Below are 19,444 nucleotides of genomic sequence, written 5' to 3'. Positions count from 1 at the left end.
TTGGTGCTAATGGCCAATGGACATTCACCGCCAACAGTGCGTTTAATCAATTGAACGTCGGCGATAAAGTCGAAGAAACCTTTACCGTCTCTTCCGTTGATGGCACACCGTCGACCATCAAAGTGACGATTAATGGCACCAATGACCGCCCTACTATCTCAGGTACCTCAAGTGGCGCGGTGATCGAACAGGGCTTGAACACGGCAGGAAACCCCGATGCGACAGGGAGCTTAATCGCGACTGATATAGATAAGTCCGACACCGTTACGTGGGCAATCAATCAACCCCAAGGTCAATGGGGAACGCTGTCGATTGATCAGCATGGTCATTGGCACTATCAGCTAGACAATTCAACCGGCGGTGCCGCGGATAAACTCGCGGCTGGTGAACATCAGTCTGAATCATTCTGGATCACCGCTACCGATTCAACAGGAGCGACAGTCCCTCATAAAGTCGTTATCGATGTGCAAGGCAGCAACGACAAACCAATTGTCAGTGCGTGGACTCAGCTTCCTGCGGGTAAAGAGGATCAACCCGTAACCATCAAGGCTTCTGACTTGCTAACACATGCAAGCGATGTGGATAGTAGCGATGTATTGCACGTGACAAATTTGCAAGCGACACACGGTAGCCTGACTGATAATAAAGATAGCACTTATACCTTCACGCCAGATAAAGATTTCAATGGTGAGATTCGACTCACCTATGATGTGGTTGACGGCCATGGGGGCAGCGTCAGCACTCAAGCTAAGTTTGATCTTATCGCAACTCCAGATAACGCGATTATTACCGACGCACAAGCCAATGCAGACTTACGGGGAGTAACTGAAGATCGCGGCTATATAGATACCCACTACCAACTGCATTACGACGGCAGATTAAACATCCAAGACCCTGATAAGGGAGAGGCACAGTTTGATCCGAATATAGGCTCACAAACCTATCAAGGTATTGGCTACGACACCAAACTGGGTGGGCACATACTGCTCATGCGCGACGGTCACTACACCTATACCCTCGACAACCGCAATATACAGAACTTAGCGCAAGGCGAAGTTAAACACGATTCAGCCATTATACGCTCAGCAGATGGTACAACACACACGATAGAGCTAACGGTTCATGGTACCAACGATGCCCCAACCATCAATGCTCAGTCCCACTCAGTGACTGAAGGTGGAAGCGTTCTAAATGGACAAATGGTTGGCCAAGATATTGATACCGGTGCGGCCTTGACTTACAGCGCACCGCAGATTGATGGCTTGGTGGTTAATCCGGACGGCAGTTATAGCTTCGATCCTGCTCACTCTAGCTATCAATCGTTAGCATCAGGTGTCACGAAGACATTGACTGTTCCAGTAACAGTCACAGACGAGCATAATGCGAGCAGCACTCAAAACCTCTCAATAACGATTACAGGGGTTAATAATTCTGCCGTTATCGGCGGTGTCTATACTGGAGATGTTCATGAAGGGCATACCTATACAGCACCAGATGGTACAATGTCTGGTGGCTACGTCGATGATCGCTCACCAGATCATATGCATGGAAACATCGGCAAATTATGGAACGACGAAATACACACTGATGGTCACCTGAACATTGTTGATCCAGACTCCGGTGAAAGCCATGCCCAAACCGGCGTTTATTACGGCACTCATGGTCGTGTCATACTTCAGAGTAACGGAGATTGGAGCTACTACGCTTCCATAGGCCAAGACGCAACAGGTAGAAAGATTGATCACCTCGGCCAAGGTGAATCGATAACGGATACTGTCACCGTCAAATCGGCTGATGGCACCACTCACGATATTGTTGTCACCGTTCATGGCGATAACGACCGTCCGTATTGTTCTGGTGAAGTGCAACTGAACAGCGGTAAAGAAGATCTTGCTCAAACCATCACAGCAACCGAGCTAATCGCTAATACTGTTGACGTAGACGCCAACGATGCAGGTAAGCTCACTATCGCTAATTTGCATGCTGACCATGGCTCGATTCAAGACAATCACGATGGAACCTTCACCTTCACTCCAAGCCACAATTACAACGGCAGCGTCCACTTCACCTACGATGTGAAAGACGCGCATGGTGGTACAACCCACACTGGCGCATCAACGACGCTCTCGGCGGTTGGCGATGCTGCCCAAATCGCTGGCGTTGATACTGGTTCAATAACCGAAAGCAGCGCGGGTGTCGACATGTCACCTGACTATGCTCACTCAGGCATAGCCACACTTGGCAATACAACACTCTATGCGGATGGCAAGCTGACCATCACAGACCCCGATGTAGGCGAGTCAGGATTTGAACGCCAAGGCAGCAATGGTTACGACTATCACGGCACCTATGGCGATCTAATCTTACTCACCGATGGCACCTGGCATTACCATGCCGATGCTGGGCATCTATCAGGTATAGGTGCTAGACCCACAACGCGTGGCACTGCAATTGACCAGCTTGGTGAAGGGCAAAGCCTAACCGATGCGATTACAGTCCATTCAAAAGATGGTACAACACACGATATTGTCATCACCATTCACGGCAGTAACGACAGACCTTACTGTTCATCTGAAGTTGTGCTTGCAAATGGCAGTGAAGATACACGCCAAACCTTAACCACTGCGCAACTATTAGCGAATACCGTCGATGTGGATGCCAATGACGCCGGTAAGCTAACCATTGAAAACCTCCATGTCGACCATGGCTCTATTCTAAACAATGCCGATGGTACGTTTACGTTTACCCCAGAGAAAGACTATAACGGCGATGTACACTTCAGCTATGACGTTAAGGATGCACACGGTGGTGTGACCCACACCGGCGCAACCACCAACTTAGCTGCGGTTAACGACAACCCTGATGTGACACCTTTAACCGACAGTGTCAGTGAGGGGGTCGATAATCATCACACCCTCAATCTGCTAGTAGGTGCCACAGACAAAGACGGCGACGCTTTAACCATCAGTCACCTTGAATATGCCATCGATGGTCAACTTCAGGCAGGGAAAATCCCCGCAGGTATCACCTTAGATACTGATGGTCATACATTAATTGTTGATGCCACTGATCCCGCATTTAACCATTTGGCCAATGGTCAGTCGCAACAAATCGCTATCACTTATCAAGTAGAAGATGGCCATGGTGGAAGTACGCAACAAACCGCCACGCTTACGATTGCCGGGACAGATGATAAAGCCACACTGGTTTCTAATGTCATTCAGCTCACTGAAACACAAGCGCTGGATAGTGAATTTAAATTCTATAGAGGCCAGCTTCAGCTAATTGACCCTGATAGTGGTGATAACACTCAGTTTGTTTTTAGCGGGAAGTATTTAGGCCAAGGGGTTGAGCCTGGTCACCTTGATGTTTGGCCTAATGGCACTTATCAATTCAGATTAGAAGCTGTTACCAATCGTCATGCGGACGATCTCATTGGTAGCCTACATGCTGGCGAGTCGATGGAGCTCCCCTACGAAATCGAAACCAATGATGGTCAAAAGCTCACCATTATGGTGAAGGTGACCGGTGAAGATAACCAAGCAAAAATTGAAGTAACGCCCTACTCCAGCCTCAATAATCATGTTTACGAAGATCACACTTCCTTTGGCAATACCACTAATCAGCTCAGCAGTGGCGGCACGTTACACGTGATTGACCCCGATCACGACCAAGCCGGTTTTATTGCACAAACCATCACCACCGCCGAAGGTGGTCGGTTCAATATCAACGCAAAGGGCCATTGGTCATACGATATTGACAATGATAAAGTCCAACATTTAGGCGCAGGGGAAAGCTTCCAGCAAACCTTTACCGTTGAATCTATTGATGGCAGTGCTAAAAAAGATATCACAGTGACCGTTCATGGCACCAATGATGCGCCAATTGCCTCGGCTGAAGTGCGTTTAGCGAATGGCTTAGAAGATAGCAAAATTGTCCTCACCCCAGCACTGCTACTTGCTAACACAACTGATATCGATGATAACGATATTGGCAAATTATCCATTGAGAACCTACACGCCGACCATGGTTCGATATTAATTAATGGCGATGGCACCTTTACCTTTACGCCAGAAAAAGACTATAACGGCGATGTCCATTTTAGCTATGACGTCAAAGATGCCCACGGTGGTGTGACCCACACCGGTGCATCAACAACACTCTCGGCAGTTGGCGATGCTGCGATCTTCGCCGGAGATAAAAGCGGTCAAATAACAGAAGATCGCCACGTACAAGGTGATGCCCAACATACGATATTTGTCACTGGCGTGTTGAATGTTATCGATCCTGATGCCGGTGAAGATCATTTTTACGACACTCGTAATGCCCATGCGATCAGTGATCCCTATGGCGGTCATCTGACCATTGGAAAAGCCGGTGATTGGGCTTATTCGGTTCCCAATGCCAATATTCAGCACTTAGCGGCAGGGCAAGTCGAGCAGGTTCAATATGAAGTAACGACCGCTGGTGGTGATAAACAAATTATTACCATCAATGTGCATGGCACTAATGATAAACCAACAGTTTCTGAAGTTATCGCAGGTGCACATAACATTGATGAAGATGCTGCAAATGCGACCTCTGGGCAAATTATTATCAGCGATGTTGATCATAGCGATCAACATTCTGTCAGTATTGATAGCCAACATCAGCCACAGTATGGTTCTGTTACCTATAATAGCAATACACAAACTTGGGTCTACACACTTAATAACAGCAATAGCCATGTTAATGCTTTAAATAATGGTGAACAATTGACCGATAAGTTTTCTCTATTAGTCGATGATGGACACGGGGGCATTACAACTCAAGAAGTTGAAATGCGCATTGATGGACACAGCGATGTTCCACCAATGCCAACCCTAGTTGCCCCTGCAAAAATTACCGGCAGTGCAGGCAATCAGGACCTGCATGCCTCAATCGGAATTCCTCCAATTATTCACCAAGGAACGCCTACGCCAATGACAGGCTGGGGAATATCAGATCACCACGGACACTCTCTCACTGCATTACACGGTCAATTTGGTACTTTGCATGTCAATCCTGCAACCGGAGAGTTGAGTTACGATTACCAACAAACTTCATCAGGCGTCGTTAAGACACATACAGGAGGCTCTTACGGTAGTGGTACAGACGAAACCGACTCGTTTGTTTTAACCCTAGGAGGCGATCAAAACTCACAAGTCGCGGTGCACCTACATTTGCACTCGCAATCCGTCCATGGAAACAGCGGACATCACATTGACCAAACCACACTAACTGGCATGGATTTATCGCCAATCGCTCCATCACCTCCTCCAGCACCCGGCATGAGCCAAGCGGATGAACCGGATGCCTCTTTCAGCACCCCTGATGAAGTTACTCTTAATTTTGATGAGGTGACGGCAAACCTAGAACATACAGCGATAGGCGAACACGAACAGCGTTCTGGTGCCCATGCTTACCTAGACGCTCTGGGTATTAATGCTGACTCGCCGTCTATAGATTCACCGTCACACAATGTACCAGTAGCGCATGATATCGATATCATTTTCAGTGATGCCGAGAGTGCTTATGGGGCTGAGCAAACTGACGATGGTATGAGTGATGGGCTGTCTCACCATACCGATAACCCATCTATTGATGATTCTTTACACCATCATAATGACGTTGACGGACTGCCTGACATAGACCCAAATAACTAGAACATCACCCCTTCGGTTAGATAAAAAAAGGAGCACGGCATGTGCTCCTTTTTTATGCAAGCCAGAGTGGAGGACTTTACCTCTCTCCAAACGCCACGCTAACATTGGTATAAATCGGTTTCCATAAGTATTGGAACACCGACTTCTCGCCAGTTGTGATGTCTACTTCACCCGTCATACCCGGCAGTATGGAAAAGCTTTCAGGGTTATCACGGAAGTAAGGCGTATCAACCGACACTACAACTTCATAATAGATCTCGCCACGTTCGCTTTGACTTGTGGTCGGTGAAATACTCTCTACCGCCCCTTTTAAAGCCCCAAAGCGGCTGTAATCAAACGCATCAATCTTGACTCGAGTGGGCTGCCCAACACTCACAAAACCAATATCTCTTGGGGACAAACGTGCTTTGAAGTCAGCGTTCCCTCCGACAGGCACAATTTCAACTACCGTGCCACCCGGCTGAATAACACCACCATCCTGCGTGCTTGGTATGCTTTGCACCAAGCCTTGTAGCGGTGACACTAACATAGTGTTCGTCAATTTAGCTTGGCTTGAACGAACTCTAGCATTCAATGCTGATAAGTCAGATACGGCTTTAGAACGATCATCGCTCACTTTAGCTTTCGCTTCCGCCAGAAGCTGTATGATTTTTTGGTCATTACTGTCAGCTTGTCTAATCAATACCGACTTCTTACCACGAGCTTCTTCGATTTTCTGTTCGATACTGGCCAATTTTTGTCGCATTTCAAGCACACGTAAACGTGAAATGTTACCCGCTTTATAACCCTTCTCCAGTATGTTCAACTCTTGCTTAGTCGCATTTAACTCTTTCTCATAACTCGGCAAGGCCTTTTCTACGCTACGAAGCTGCTCTGCAATTTGCTCGCTCTCTTTCTCAAGCACCACACGCTTTTGGAAGTAGAGGGCTTTTTGCGCGTTCAGCTGCGCTTTTTGTTGGCTGACGATCTCTGGGTAATCGACCTCAAACTCAGCAAGGTTAGGCTCACGCTGCTCAAGCAGCGCATTCATACGTTCCACACTGGCTAGAAGCGTCACTTGTTGGGACTTTAGCTCTTCAAGGGCGGTACGCTGGAAAGTGGCATCAAACTCAACAAGCGGCTGGCCTTTCTCAACCAACTGCCCTTCTTTAACGAGAATTTGCTTTAACTTACCGCCAATCGCACTTTGTAATACTTGCTTCTCGCCTTCTGGAATCACAGCACCTTTGGCTTTGGCGATTTCATCAACTTGAGTGACTACAGACCAAGTGGCAAAAGCAATAACACATAAGGCAACCGACCATGTGGCCAGTGCCAATGTACGAGCCGTATTTTGTGATTCAACAAGTTCACCGTAGCGCTTGCCCTTCTCGATAGATTGTTTAGTCATTAGCGACTCCTTGCTTAGACTTTGATTGTTCTTGTTGGGCTGCATTTTGTTGAGCAGACGCCTCTTGAGTTGACGGCTGTAGCACTTGAGATAACGGTTGCTCAGATAACTGCGGTTCTTGAGAAACTTGAGGCTCTGAAGGCTGTTCCTGCTTCGAAGACTGCTCCGGCTCTAATGGGCCTGCATAAACTACAGCTCCTTCATTTAACACCACCACTTTATCGGCAAGCTTGATTAAATCCGGATCGTGGGACGTGTAGATCACCGTTGCTTTTCCTTTTTTCGACTGCACAAACTCACCAAATATACGTTTAGCATTTGGGTGAGCATCAGGCACAGGATTATCCATTAAGAACATTGGGTAGTCATAAACCAGCGCTTTTGCATCAATGAGGATCTGCGCGACGCTGCCAGACAACATGTCAAAAAGGCTGTCCGGTTGAATACTACTGATGGAGGTGTCTAGCCCACCTGACAATGTCTCGAACCAACGCTTTCCGCCGACCATTTCAATTGCAGAGATCATTTTCTGATCTTCGACTTTGTGACCGTCGTTTAGCCACTCTCGAATACTCAGCGTAAGCAAATCAGGATATGCGGCTCGAATGAAACACCAGTGGCGATAAAGCTGCGGATCGTATTGAACGAGGTTAACGCCTTCAAGCTCAACCATGCCGTTTTGGATAGGCTGCAAGCCAGACAGCACTTCAATTAATGTTGATTTACCGCTCCCAGAAGGGCCGGTAATCGCGACAATTTCACCGGCTTCAATATCAAAACTCACACCATTCAAGGCAGGGCGACTCTGTTTGGGATAGCGCAGTGTCACTTGGTCTAATTTCAAGTTAGGCGCTACCACAGGTAACGGGTGATGCTGGTAACTGAATTCACGCTCAGACGGCTGAGACAAAATACGGTTCACTTGCAGCTTGGATTGATTAAAGCTATTAAAACGCATCGCGCTGTTTGCCAACACCTGAGCTGGGCCAGTCACCTTAGATATCAACATCATTGAAGCAATCAAACCACCGGGCGTCATCACTTGTTCAAAAATAAGTCCTATTCCTAACCCCATCACGGCGAGTGTCGACCCCACACCAATGAAATAGTAAATCGAGGTGTACCGGCTCTGGAGAACCGATTGATTAAAGGTCACTGTTGAAGCAAGAAGATTGGCCTTTTTGAAACGTTGAATCCAGTGCTCTGAGAATCCAGCACTGCGAATAAAAGCAAGCTTGGATGACAGCTCATTAGTCATGTTTTGACGATTCGTACCTGCCACTGTCGATTGCATAGAGCGCTTGCTGCTAGAGCGTATCGAGCGTTTTGCTAGCAAGTAATAAAGGATTAAAGAGACGACTGGAACCAGTACCAACCATCCGCCTAAAACACCTATCGCAAGTACAAAAATAAGAATGAATGGTAGGTCAAACAGCGCATTTCCTAATGGCCCCGATAGCACACCTGAAATACGCTCCGACAGCATCACTTGGTTTTGCTGACTAGAAGAAGCTGTTTGCTGATTTTGAGCATAGCTATTACGAAGCAGACGCTGCACGAGGGATTGAGAAATCTCACGACTTACTCGGTTGGAAACTGAAGCAAACACTCGGCTACGTAATGTTCTCAACCAACCCATCATCACAAACAACAACGCCGCGCCAATAGCGATGCCTTGCAACTCATGCCCTGCATCACCGCCAATCACATGGTCATAAATCGACATCGTGATGAAGGGAACAGCAAGCGCAAATAAGTTAGTGATAAAGCTGACCAACAACAATTTAGGAATGATGGGACGAAACGCATGTAACCTTTCGCCAACCCAATCAGGAGAGGCCTTCTCTAATGGTGGCCCTTCGATAACAATACAAAACTGAGGGACATCGGTGATGTCGTCATTGGCATTAAAGGCAACAAATTGCTTGGATTCTAAATGACCAGAGACCAGCTCATGTTCACCAAGTACCAGTAAGGCCAATTTATGTTCACCAACTTCATCTAGGTTGGCAACCAAGCGATAAGGCAGTGCAAGCCTGTCGAACAAGGCAAACATATCGTCGATTGATTCAATGCCATTTTCATCGACCCATTGATGTGCGAACAACTGGATATTAGCATTAACTTCCAACTGCTTAAGAACGGAAAGGCTCTCAGTTTCTAAATGATTCATCACCTCTTGTCGACCGCTGGTATCTGCACGGTTGTTCGTACCTGAAGGGTTACCAATATCTAAACGATTCATACGACGGCCTCCTGGTTGTTCTCGCTGTCGACCGTAACAGCTCGACTTTCCACTGTAATGATTCGATTAGCAAATTCGCGAAGCTTCGAATGGTAGCTCACCATCAGTATCGTGCGTCCTGCCGTTACTTCTTCTTCCAACACCTTAGCTAGATTCCCAAGGGCGTCTAAATCAAGTGAAGAATCCGGCCTTTCCAACATGATTATGGGTTTATCACTTGCCAATTGAGCCGCGATATTGAGCATTTTCACGTTACCCATACTCAACAAAGAAGCACTCGTATGGCCAATTTGTGTCTCTAGTCCATCGGGTAATCGAGTAATCTCTTTGGTTAAACCCAAACGCTTTGCATAGTCACTGGCGCTTTGCGTTTTCTCAGGGTCAAACCCGCACAAGTTGTCGAGAATAGTACCTGACACCAACTGCCCTTTAACGCCACAGTAGGCCACAATATTGGTTACGGATGCGATTGAAACTGCAGCTCCGTTAATGAAGCACTCACCCGCTTTTAGATCATCAATACCTGCAATCGACGACAATAAATGACTGTTGGTGTGGCGATCTTCACTCTCTAACAATACCAACTCACCTTTATTCAAGGTGACATCTGCATGAGAGAGTTCACCGTATCTTTCAACGGTCGCTTGCTTAATTTCCAACGTCTCAAAGTCAGATAAGTAGTTCTCGGCTTGCTCAGAATCTGAAGAATCCGATAGTGATAAGTCACTCAATTTTTCTATTGCCTGATTAGCACTGTGTATTGAATTAAGCTTAATTCGAACTCCCACCAAAGCACTTAAAGGTGCGACGGCTCTGCCCGATAAGATAGAACATGCCGCCAATCCACCAGTGGTTAACTGGCCATCCAACACCCACAAGCTCCCCGTAATCACGAGTAAAACTGACGTGGCTAATGCAGCAAGCTGAATACATTCTTGGGCGAAGGCATTCTGTTCTTCTTCTCTCGCTTTAGACTGAGAGCGAACATTATTGAGGGATTTAAACTGATTGAAGATTCGAGACTCAACGGCCTGGCGTTTGATTCCCTGAATGGTTTGGCTCAGTAAAATCAAGAACGCTTTTCGCTCCTGCTCATCTTGGGAAGCTTCTTCACTTAAGCTTTTAACGCGAATAGAAGATAACCAAACGATTCCGAGAGTAATCAGCCAAACTGCCAAAGGTATCGCCACCAGCTCACCGCCGATGTAAGCCACCAAGCCCAAGAAGATCAATGCAAAAGGCAAATCAATAAAGCCTGCAATCACACCACCGGAATACCAATCTTTGACTTTTGATACTGAGCCCAGCCCCTCTTCCACGCCGCCAACACCAATGTGGCGAAGATGGCCTGATGAAGCCGTTGTTACTCTTTCAACCAAAGTTTGATAGGTCGCTTTCTCGGTATTGCTGGCCGCGGCTGACAAAAGCCAAGTACGCACAAACCGGATCAATGCTTCCATGGCAACAGCCAACGCTGCACCCGCCAACAACAGAGTGGCAGTACCGTAACTTTGGTTAGGTAAAATACGATCGTAAATTTGTAAAACCGTTAACGGAACGGCGAGAGAGAGAAGATTTATGAGTAAAGAAGGCAGTAGGACTTTCCCCACCACCCCTTTGTTTTTCATTGAACTTACGGGCATACACAATCCTTATCCATGCTTATGAAATAAGATTGGTACACCATGTTCAGTATTGCAAGGTAACGGACTGATTTAACGTGTTTTTCAATATAAATATGACACAGATCTTTTTACACAAATCTGTGGCTAAACCCGTACCTTAAATCGCTCCTTACAAACAATTGTCGTAATCCGTTATCGCCTGCTTTAACTTTGAAAAGTCTGAGTTACATAAATACGGTTTCAGCGCTTCAAATTTATCTGAGGGCCACTCGTATATTTTGAATGAAATGAGCTCGTCAATAACGAACTCATCAAAGCGGTATCTGACGACTTTAGCTGGAGAACCACCGACAATGCTGTATGGAGCGACGTCTTTAGTCACCACACTATTCGCTGCAACTACAGCGCCTTCGCCAATCGTCACACCGGGCATCACCATCGCTCTCATGCCTAACCACACCCCATCTTCAATGTGAGTGCCACCTTTGCCAATGTAGGCATCGTCGATGACATCCATAAATGGGTACAGCGAAAACCAATCAACTCTGTGGGTATGGTTGCCACCCATCAAAATCACGACCTCTGCGCCAATACAGACATAATCACCGATATAGAGTTCGTCGATTTCCCATCGAGGCTCCCACTGACGGCTGACTTCGTCGCCGTGTAAATAGCGCACTACCGATTGTTCAAAACCATTATCCCAGCAATCGCTGTAATAACTGTGTTGACCTTTTACATGAATATTGGGGTTGGTTACGACTTCATGCAGCAACTCGAATTTGGACCAATGCTTCTTTTGCATTTTTACCTCTGAATGATCTATTTAGTTTTATTCGTTAACTATCAAAATGTTCGACGATGCAAATCCAAGGTGCACAAACTAACGCCCTATAAACACAGGGTTCACTGGGATTAATAGTGAGTATCACGCTTAAATCATAGCAATGTCGCTAAAACTAAAGAGGCGTCAGTGGATTCGAGGTTGCTTAAGAAGAGGAAGTAGTTTCAAAGTTTGCTCAGTTTTTATCGATAACTTGGTTGGATAATTTACAGGCGTAGTGTAACTGTTTAGTCGCGCCAATTTGACAGGAAGATGTGATTAATAAGGTTTCAAATTTCGTTTCGTGGAATACGGAATGAACAAGAGCCTGCGCGATTACACAGGCTAAAACTTAGACTCAGCTATAAACTTCGGAGCTCGCTTGGAGCTGGGCTCAGCGACTACATGCGTGCAAGCTGTACTTTTCTGTCTTTATTCACCACGCAGAAGTTACCGCGCTTAGTACGACACTTAGAGCATCGTTCGCATTCAACAGGGCTTCTATCCCCTTCCTTCCAACGCTTCACTAAATACGGTTCAGAAAGCAGCGGTCTTGAAAGCGCGAAGTACTCAATGCCCGTGTTGTTTGCAATCGCTTCGATAGCATCAAAATCCGTTAGACCACCTACCGTGATCACTGGGATATTAACGTCTTGGCTAATCGCGTGACCATACTCATGGAAGTAGCCTTCAGCTTGAATGGTAAAACCATCGTGCGACTCGCCAATCATAGTGTCTGCTTTGCCATGAATATTGCCTGACACGACAATGCCATCCACACCCACTTGTTCAAGCTTTTTACAGACAATACGTGTTTCCTCAAAGGTGACGCCACCTTCAAAAAACTCGGATGCCGTGAGCTTAACTAAGATAGGGAAATCATCACCCACCAGCTTACGTGTCGCGGTATAGATCTCTAACAAAAATCTCATGCGGTTTTCTAAGCTACCGCCGTATTCATCTTCACGTTGGTTGTAATAAGGGCTTAGAAATTGGTTAATCAGGTAGGTGTGAGCGGCATGAATTTCAACGCCATCAAAACCTGACTTCTGTGCTCTCAAAGACGCTTGAGCAAACGCATCAACAATGTAGTCGATCTCGTCTTTGGTCATCGCTTTGCCTAGTGTTTGAGTTCCTTTTTCTGGAACCTCACTTGGTGCGTAGATTACTCGTTCACCAAGATCATGTGTGGTTTTGGTGCCACCATAAGCCAACTGCATCACGATTTTAGAGTCGTTGTCGTGCACCAGTTGAGTCAGCTTCTGATACTCTTCAATGAACGAGTCGTTATACATACCCATCATGCCCGCATTCGGCTTTTCTTCTTCAACGATGTTCGCGTAACCCGTCACGATCAGGCCGACTTCGCCTTGAGCCAGCTCTTCATAGATAGCGTACAGTTTATCTGTCATATGCCCATCTTCGGTGGCCATATTTTCCCACGTTGCACTTCTCATGAAGCGGTTCTTTAGTGTTATCTTGCCAATGTGGGTTTCTGTAAACAAAGTGCTCAAGTGTCTTCCTCTCAAAATCGTGTTACGCAAGTTACCCATTAAGCATGGGCACTGATTCAGGCGGATACTACAGAGAATAAGGCAGCGAAAACTTAATCTAGATTAAGAGAGCGGCACTCTCATGTGAGAAAGATATAGAAAGCATCAAAAAGAGATAAAAAAGATTGGAGAAATGGTAACAAAAGAAAGTCGCTAAGTTTTAATAAGCGACTTTGTTCAATTTAATATGGACTAAGTCAATGGTTCTTACGAGAGGTGTCCACCTGCGAATTTCTGCCTGCTAACAGTTATTTGAACTCATAGGTGTAAGACGCGCCAACACTGTTATTTTCACCGAAATCGTCCTCAGCAAAAATAGTGAAGAAGTTGAATGATTGAGCGTCACTCAACTTGTAGCTAGCACCGACGCCTGCCCAATACCCTGAATAATCATCAGACCCCATTGAACCGCCACCGAAGCCCATGATAGACCATTCATCAGTAATCGTTTTAAACCAAACGCACCAATGTAGCCACCGTGTGTTGAGCTCGACATCAATACATAGTCAGAACCAACATTATCATCATCGAAAACCGCTACTTCGCCGTCATTATAGCTGTAACCAGCCATAGGGAAGATTTGCCAACCGAACGGCTCAATGTCGAAATAACTCAGTGGTATAAACGTACCAATACTGTAGTTGTTCTTATAAGCATCGTTGTCGTATTCAGAGCGGCTAAAGTTGAAATTGACGATCCCCATAGGCAACAACCATGAACCGCCTACTCGCCACTCTTCACCGTCAGCATTAACACGAGCGTTGATCATTCGCGCTTCATCAAGCCCAATAGACCCAGAGAACTGCAGATCTTCGTTATAAGCAACGCCAGCTTTGGTTACGATTTTAGTCGGATCATCAGGGTGCTTCTCTTCAGCAAAAGCACCCGTTGAAAATAAAGACACTAAAGTAATGATTAGTAGATTACGTAATGTCATTAGAAGGTCGCGCTAACACCAACAAAGTGGATACGGCCATCGAATGAACCGTCAACCATGAATCGGTCCATATCTACTGAACCCAAGTCAGCATATTCGTAGAACACATCAATTAAGATATCATCCCAATAGGTAGATGCACCCACTGAGTAGCGATACTGCTCACCAACGGGAAGATCAACATACTGCATTGTCGGGTCGTCTTGTGGAGAAGTTTCGTAAGAGAAACCGGCTTTCAAACGCCAGTCTGAGTTAAGTTGGTAATCTGCACCAACTGCAAACTTCCATACATCGTCCCAATCGCGCAATAGTGTTTGATTAATTGGAAGGTTACCATTTTGGTTTGTACCCAAATCTAAAACAGTGCTATCCCATTGACTCCAACGATGAAATTGCACACTAGCTAATAGATCAAGCTGAGTATTAAATGCATAACTCAAACTGGCATCAACAATTTCAGGTACATCTATACCAGTATTTAATGAACGCTGGCCGCCAGTAAATACATTCACATCATTGTTAAATTCATGTTCGAGTTTAGAACGATAACTAGCACCCAATTTAAGCTTGTCTGTCGGTTTGTACATTACGCCAAGGTTATAGCCATAAGCCCAATCAGTGTCTTGCTTAGCTGTAAAAAGAGAGGATGATTGCTGTAATGCAGCCCAACTTAATTGCACACCCGCGCCTACTGACCATTGGTCATTCAGCTTATAACTCAGTGATGGGTTCACTTGCATTGCAGTAAGAGTGATATCTTCTAGAAGTGCAGCACCCGCCCAATCACTGCCGTAATCAAGGCTAGAGCCGCCAACAGCGCCAAGCGCGATACCAAGGTGTAATTTGTCTGTGACTTGATGAGCGTGGAAGGCACCAAATGACGGCATTACGGAATGAGCTTTACCATCTGGATTACCACCGTTATCTTGATACTTCATTTCAAGATCGAATGCCATGGTGTTGATGGTCGTTTTGCTTTCGCCCATGTGAGACATAGTGGCAGGGTTTGTCCACATCGCCGCTGCAGATCGAGTGTAAACACCATCACCAGCGCCAGTAGTACCAGCGTTGGCAACGACAGCTTCTTGCAAAAACAGGCCACTTGCGAATGCATTTAAGCTCGTAAAAATTGCAGTGGCAGCTAGAGAGTAAGTAAAAGTTTTGTTCATCAGAGCGCTCATTTAGCCTTAGACATTAAATTGCTCTAAGGTTACCGCAAAGCTCAATAAACAAAGGGAATATCGATTATTCCTGTACAAACATTATTTGAACTTTCTTGCTAAGTAAGAGCGTGGCTTGTCAGGATGAATTTCACGCTGTGCTGCTATCGCTCGGTTCTTACCTAACCCTACTTTGATCTGATACCAAGTTTCGTAGAACACAGCCATTCCGGGGCTTGACCACCAAGTCTTGTTGTAGAGCTTCTTGTTAGCAGCGACGACATCTGGCGACCGATTCGCACACTCAAGTGCCAACGCATAGGCTTCAGCGTAAGGATCTTCGGCAATCTTGGTCACCAACCCATATTCTTTAGCGGTTTCACAGTCGATCACTTTGGCCGTCATCGCCATTTCAAGGGTGTGATCTTTACGCATCAGCTCTCTAAAAGCGATAGCGCCTCCCATGTCTGGAATCAGACCCCACTTTGCTTCCAATATAGAGAAGTTCGCATCCGGGCTAGCAATTCTAAAATCACCCCCACTGACCAATTGCAGGCCGCCTCCCCAACAACGACCATGAATCGCAAAAATGACAGGGCATGGAATATCTCGCCAACCCAATGAAAAGCGTTGTGCAGCGTTAGGCAATGTCGGTAGCCATTTAAACAAGAGCTTCATCGCCCCAGATTTACTGGTTAATAGGGACTTAACATCAAGCCCTGAACAAAAATCAGAACCCTCACCTTTTACTATTACGGCACGAATCTCGGTGTTCTTTTTCAGCTGAGTCACCATGTTATTCACGCCTTGAAACATTGCCATATCAATAGCATTGAGCTTATCGGGTCGATTCAACACAACCGTCGCAATTTGGTTTTCATCGATAGAACAAGTAATACGATCGAGGTTTGGCATGGTGGCTACCTTATCAGTGGTCAGACCTTTAGGTTATACATTTTATTAACATATGCCAAACTTGCACATTAAGAAGCGAGACCTGTGTTGCTTAACGTCTTTCCCTTTACACAAACGACATCAACAAAAAAGCAGTGATGGATCGCTCCATTCACTGCTTTTCATCCGTAGCTTTTATCGCCAATGGCTTTGATTGCCAGTAGCTTTGATTAGCAATGGCTTTCGGTCATGAGCAAAACCTATGTTCTTCGAGATTTCAGTAGCAAGAAGATAAAGTAGCTGCCAGCAATAATGGAAACTAACGTCCCTGCCGCAAGCTGCGCTCGGAACACTACCACTAGCCCTAAGCAGTCAGAAAATAGCATATATTCTGGTAACTTAAACCAAAGCGCTGAACATTAAAAAGGCCATTGAAATTCATCATTTCAATGGCCTTCTCGTTCCTACTAGCCAGGCAGCTAGCTAATTACCTAAGCAACTAACTGAGCTGAGACTCTCTCGCTTCTTGGCTTCTGAAACCACGCAAAATGTTAAACAGGGTAATCAATGTGAACAGCATGATAACGAGCGATAAATGCCACGCTTCCCCTAACCCTAACTGAACCAGGCCCATACTCACCATTGAAGACACCACCATCTGCCCGCCACCAGACATCGCAGCCGCCGCGCCAGCGTTCTTCTTATAAGGCAACATCACTAACGCCTGAGCACAAGGTAACGCAATACCATTACCAAGGATCATCAAGAACTGGCCAAGCATGAGATACAAAGGTTCGAGTGGACAGAAGAACAGCCACAAGGCCGCAGCAACGTGCAATACAGGTGTGCATAACAGAGTTTTCTTGTTACCCAGCATAGGGCGAATACGGTTACATAAGCCTGTTCCGCCAAGCATGCCTAATGCTGGAATCACCGCCCACATTGCGTATTCATCTGACGTCATACCAATCTGGTTCTGCATGATAAATGGCATCACCGACACAGTGGTGATCATCAAGCTAAAGTTAAGCCAACCGATACTCGCAAAGCTCATAAAATAACGAGAAGTGAGTAACTCTTTATATTGAGAAACCATTCTCTTAGGCGAAGGGATCGCCGAAACCTGAGTGACGGTTTCCTTAAATTTGAACGCTAACACCACCCAAGCTAATGAGACATAGCCAAGTAGCGAGATAAACACCATGCTCCAGCCAAAATGGAAGTTAATGAATCCACCGATAACGGGCGCGATCAAAGGTGTTATAGACGCAACCATAGCAATGTAAGACATCGCCAAAGGCAAGTCTGCCCCACTGAATCTGTCTCGCGTAGAAGCACGAGCAAGTACCGCGCAACAACCGGTTCCTAAGCCTTGCAGGAATCGCCCCATCACCATGCTAGTAAACGAATGGCTGAAGAAGATGATCATCAATAACCCAAGCATGGCAATCAACAAACCGCTTAGCAGTACCTTCTTGCGTCCCAAAGCATCGGAAATAGGGCCATAAATAAACTGGGAAGGGCCAAAGCCTAATAAATACACACTCACCAAAAGCTGGGCTTGCTCTAGCGAGACATCAAAATCTTTTGCGATCCAAGGCAAAGAAGGAAACACCAAGCCCATACTGAGCTGGCCGATACTGATGACCAAACACGCAAGTAAGATCGATTTAAAATCAAATCCACGACTCATCGTTTAATAGGTCCGTTCGAAGAAAAATCGTGCGTATCTAACTCACAACATAAAAACTGAGAAAATAGCGAAAATGCTGCTGGTGAGTTGTTCATAATGCTCCGACGGGATCAAATAGAGAAAGGCACAGTAAACATACGTGAGCTTGTATAATCATACAATAGGCGTTCAACTAAATATGTGAATAGTCACTTTTCAGCAACCTCGGCTTTCCGCCAATCGGTCACAAGCGCTAGACTAACACTAGATGCTCATAATCAAGGGATTTCAATGAACACTCATCACCGTATTTTTTCATGTGCTTTGGCGCTGCTTGCCTCTGGTCCTATAACGTCAGCCTTTGCATGGCAGGCAGAGAAGATCACCGACGGACTCGTGATCCCTTGGGGGCTGGCTTATGTCAACGATAAGTCCATGTTAGTCACAGAAAAATCAGGCGTCATTAAACATGTCGATTTAAAAACAGGCGATCAAAACACACTGTTCAGGCTGCCCAATGTATGGGCGAAAGGCCAAGGTGGATTATTGGATATCGCACTCTCCCCTTTTGAAAACGGAAAGTTCTACGTCACTTACAGTAAAGACGTCGATAGTGAAGGCGTAACGACACTGGCTTCTGCTAATTACAGCAATAATGAAGTCACCAATTGGACAGATGTGTTTGTATCTAAATCTAGAACGGACACCGGACGTCACTTTGGTAGCCGTATCACCTTTGATGATAGCCACCTGTATTTTTCAATCGGCGACCGTGGTGATCGAGACAACGGCCAAGACACCATGACTCACGCCGGATCAATATTACGACTGAATGCCGATGGAAGCACACCAAGCGATAACCCATTCACGGATAACAACAAAGTGCTCAATGAAATTTGGAGCTTTGGCCATCGTAATCCACAAGGTCTGTATTACGATTTCCCGACTCAAAAGCTTTGGTCGATTGAACACGGGCCTCGCGGTGGTGATGAAATTAACCTAATAAAAGCGGGTGCCAACTATGGGTGGCCTGTCACCTCACACGGAAAAGAGTATTGGGGCCCTATCAGCGTTGGCGAATCGGAAACCAAAGATGGTATTGAAGCGCCAAAAAAAGTCTATGTTCCTTCAATCGCTCCGGGCAGTTTGATTGTTTACCAAGGAGACAAATACCCAGAGCTGAAAGGCAAACTGCTGGCTGGCGCACTAAAACTTACTCACATCAATATTGTGACAGTCAATGAACAAGGTGAGGCAATCGAGGAAGAACGCATTTTAGAGGACTTGGGCGAAAGGATAAGAGACATCGAAACTTCACCAAACGGAGACATCTTCTTCAGCACTGATAATGGCAACCTGTACCGCTTGAAAAAGTAGCCGAGACCTCGTTCAAGTAAAGGCACTTACCTTACAACGACATTTATAAATATAAGCCGTTAAAAGTGGGCTCAACGCCCAGTT

10 protein-coding genes and 1 pseudogene are annotated in these 19,444 nt (G+C 45.9%); 2 read left to right on the top strand and 9 right to left on the bottom strand.

Annotated elements, in window-relative coordinates:
* On the top strand, positions 1-5,684 hold a 5,684-nt coding region (locus AB6D58_RS18975), incomplete at its 5' end, for a VCBS domain-containing protein (RefSeq protein ID WP_372158088.1).
* Between the two features lie 76 nt (positions 5,685-5,760).
* Here the strand turns inward: AB6D58_RS18975 and AB6D58_RS18970 are convergent.
* The 9 genes and pseudogenes from AB6D58_RS18970 to AB6D58_RS18930 form a co-directional block, all read right to left on the bottom strand.
* Positions 5,761-7,074: an HlyD family type I secretion periplasmic adaptor subunit gene (locus AB6D58_RS18970; RefSeq protein ID WP_017061737.1), complete on the bottom strand. Its 1,314-nt coding sequence runs from the start codon at positions 7,072-7,074 to the stop codon at positions 5,761-5,763.
* Positions 7,067-9,319: a peptidase domain-containing ABC transporter gene (locus AB6D58_RS18965; RefSeq protein ID WP_372158085.1), complete on the bottom strand. Its 2,253-nt coding sequence runs from the start codon at positions 9,317-9,319 to the stop codon at positions 7,067-7,069. The genes AB6D58_RS18970 and AB6D58_RS18965 overlap by 8 nt, the downstream gene beginning before the upstream one ends.
* Positions 9,316-10,962 (bottom strand): ABC transporter transmembrane domain-containing protein, encoded by a 1,647-nt coding sequence (locus AB6D58_RS18960; RefSeq protein ID WP_372158082.1) that lies wholly within the window; start codon positions 10,960-10,962, stop codon positions 9,316-9,318. The genes AB6D58_RS18965 and AB6D58_RS18960 overlap by 4 nt, the downstream gene beginning before the upstream one ends.
* Before the next feature lie 151 nt (positions 10,963-11,113).
* Positions 11,114-11,749: a CatB-related O-acetyltransferase gene (locus AB6D58_RS18955; RefSeq protein WP_371706345.1), complete on the bottom strand. Its 636-nt coding sequence runs from the start codon at positions 11,747-11,749 to the stop codon at positions 11,114-11,116.
* Positions 11,750-12,168: 419 nt separating this feature from the next.
* Positions 12,169-13,281, bottom strand: coding sequence for an NADH:flavin oxidoreductase (locus tag AB6D58_RS18950; RefSeq protein ID WP_371706344.1), 1,113 nt, complete (start codon positions 13,279-13,281; stop codon positions 12,169-12,171).
* Between the two features lie 287 nt (positions 13,282-13,568).
* Positions 13,569-14,257, bottom strand: a pseudogene (locus AB6D58_RS18945) (hypothetical protein).
* Positions 14,257-15,426 carry an OmpP1/FadL family transporter gene (locus tag AB6D58_RS18940; protein ID WP_372158079.1) on the bottom strand — a complete coding sequence of 390 codons (1,170 nt, stop codon included), beginning with the start codon at positions 15,424-15,426 and terminating at the stop codon, positions 14,257-14,259. The pseudogene AB6D58_RS18945 and the gene AB6D58_RS18940 overlap by 1 nt, the downstream one beginning before the upstream one ends.
* A 93-nt stretch (positions 15,427-15,519) precedes the next feature.
* Positions 15,520-16,332, bottom strand: coding sequence for a crotonase/enoyl-CoA hydratase family protein (locus AB6D58_RS18935; RefSeq protein ID WP_372158076.1), 813 nt, complete (start codon positions 16,330-16,332; stop codon positions 15,520-15,522).
* A 478-nt stretch (positions 16,333-16,810) separates the two neighbouring features.
* Positions 16,811-18,004: a multidrug effflux MFS transporter gene (locus tag AB6D58_RS18930; protein WP_372158073.1), complete on the bottom strand. Its 1,194-nt coding sequence runs from the start codon at positions 18,002-18,004 to the stop codon at positions 16,811-16,813.
* 270 nt (positions 18,005-18,274) lie between these two features.
* Between AB6D58_RS18930 and AB6D58_RS18925 the strand changes: the two genes are divergently transcribed.
* Positions 18,275-19,360 carry a PQQ-dependent sugar dehydrogenase gene (locus tag AB6D58_RS18925; RefSeq protein WP_372056859.1) on the top strand — a complete coding sequence of 362 codons (1,086 nt, stop codon included), beginning with the start codon at positions 18,275-18,277 and terminating at the stop codon, positions 19,358-19,360.
* Positions 19,361-19,444: the final 84 nt, after the last annotated feature.

It is taken from the genome of Vibrio sp. 10N.239.312.D08, assembly GCF_041466145.1.
GTDB classification, from domain to species: Bacteria; Pseudomonadota; Gammaproteobacteria; order Enterobacterales; family Vibrionaceae; genus Vibrio; species Vibrio crassostreae_C.
The sequence above is the reverse complement of the archived record's forward strand: the minus strand, read 5'-3'. Positions and strand labels throughout refer to the sequence as shown.

Excerpts from the sequence above, each read along its gene's own strand:
- AB6D58_RS18970 (WP_017061737.1), bottom strand. The coding sequence starts at position 7,074 with ATGACTAAACAATCTATCGAGAAGGGCAAGCGCTACGGTGAACTTGTT.
- AB6D58_RS18965 (WP_372158085.1), bottom strand. The coding sequence starts at position 9,319 with ATGAATCGTTTAGATATTGGTAACCCTTCAGGTACGAACAACCGTGCA.
- AB6D58_RS18960 (WP_372158082.1), bottom strand. The coding sequence starts at position 10,962 with ATGCCCGTAAGTTCAATGAAAAACAAAGGGGTGGTGGGGAAAGTCCTA.
- AB6D58_RS18955 (WP_371706345.1), bottom strand. The coding sequence starts at position 11,749 with ATGCAAAAGAAGCATTGGTCCAAATTCGAGTTGCTGCATGAAGTCGTA.
- AB6D58_RS18940 (WP_372158079.1), bottom strand. The coding sequence starts at position 15,426 with ATGAACAAAACTTTTACTTACTCTCTAGCTGCCACTGCAATTTTTACG.
- AB6D58_RS18935 (WP_372158076.1), bottom strand. The coding sequence starts at position 16,332 with ATGCCAAACCTCGATCGTATTACTTGTTCTATCGATGAAAACCAAATT.
- AB6D58_RS18930 (WP_372158073.1), bottom strand. The coding sequence starts at position 18,004 with ATGAGTCGTGGATTTGATTTTAAATCGATCTTACTTGCGTGTTTGGTC.
- AB6D58_RS18925 (WP_372056859.1), top strand. The coding sequence starts at position 18,275 with ATGAACACTCATCACCGTATTTTTTCATGTGCTTTGGCGCTGCTTGCC.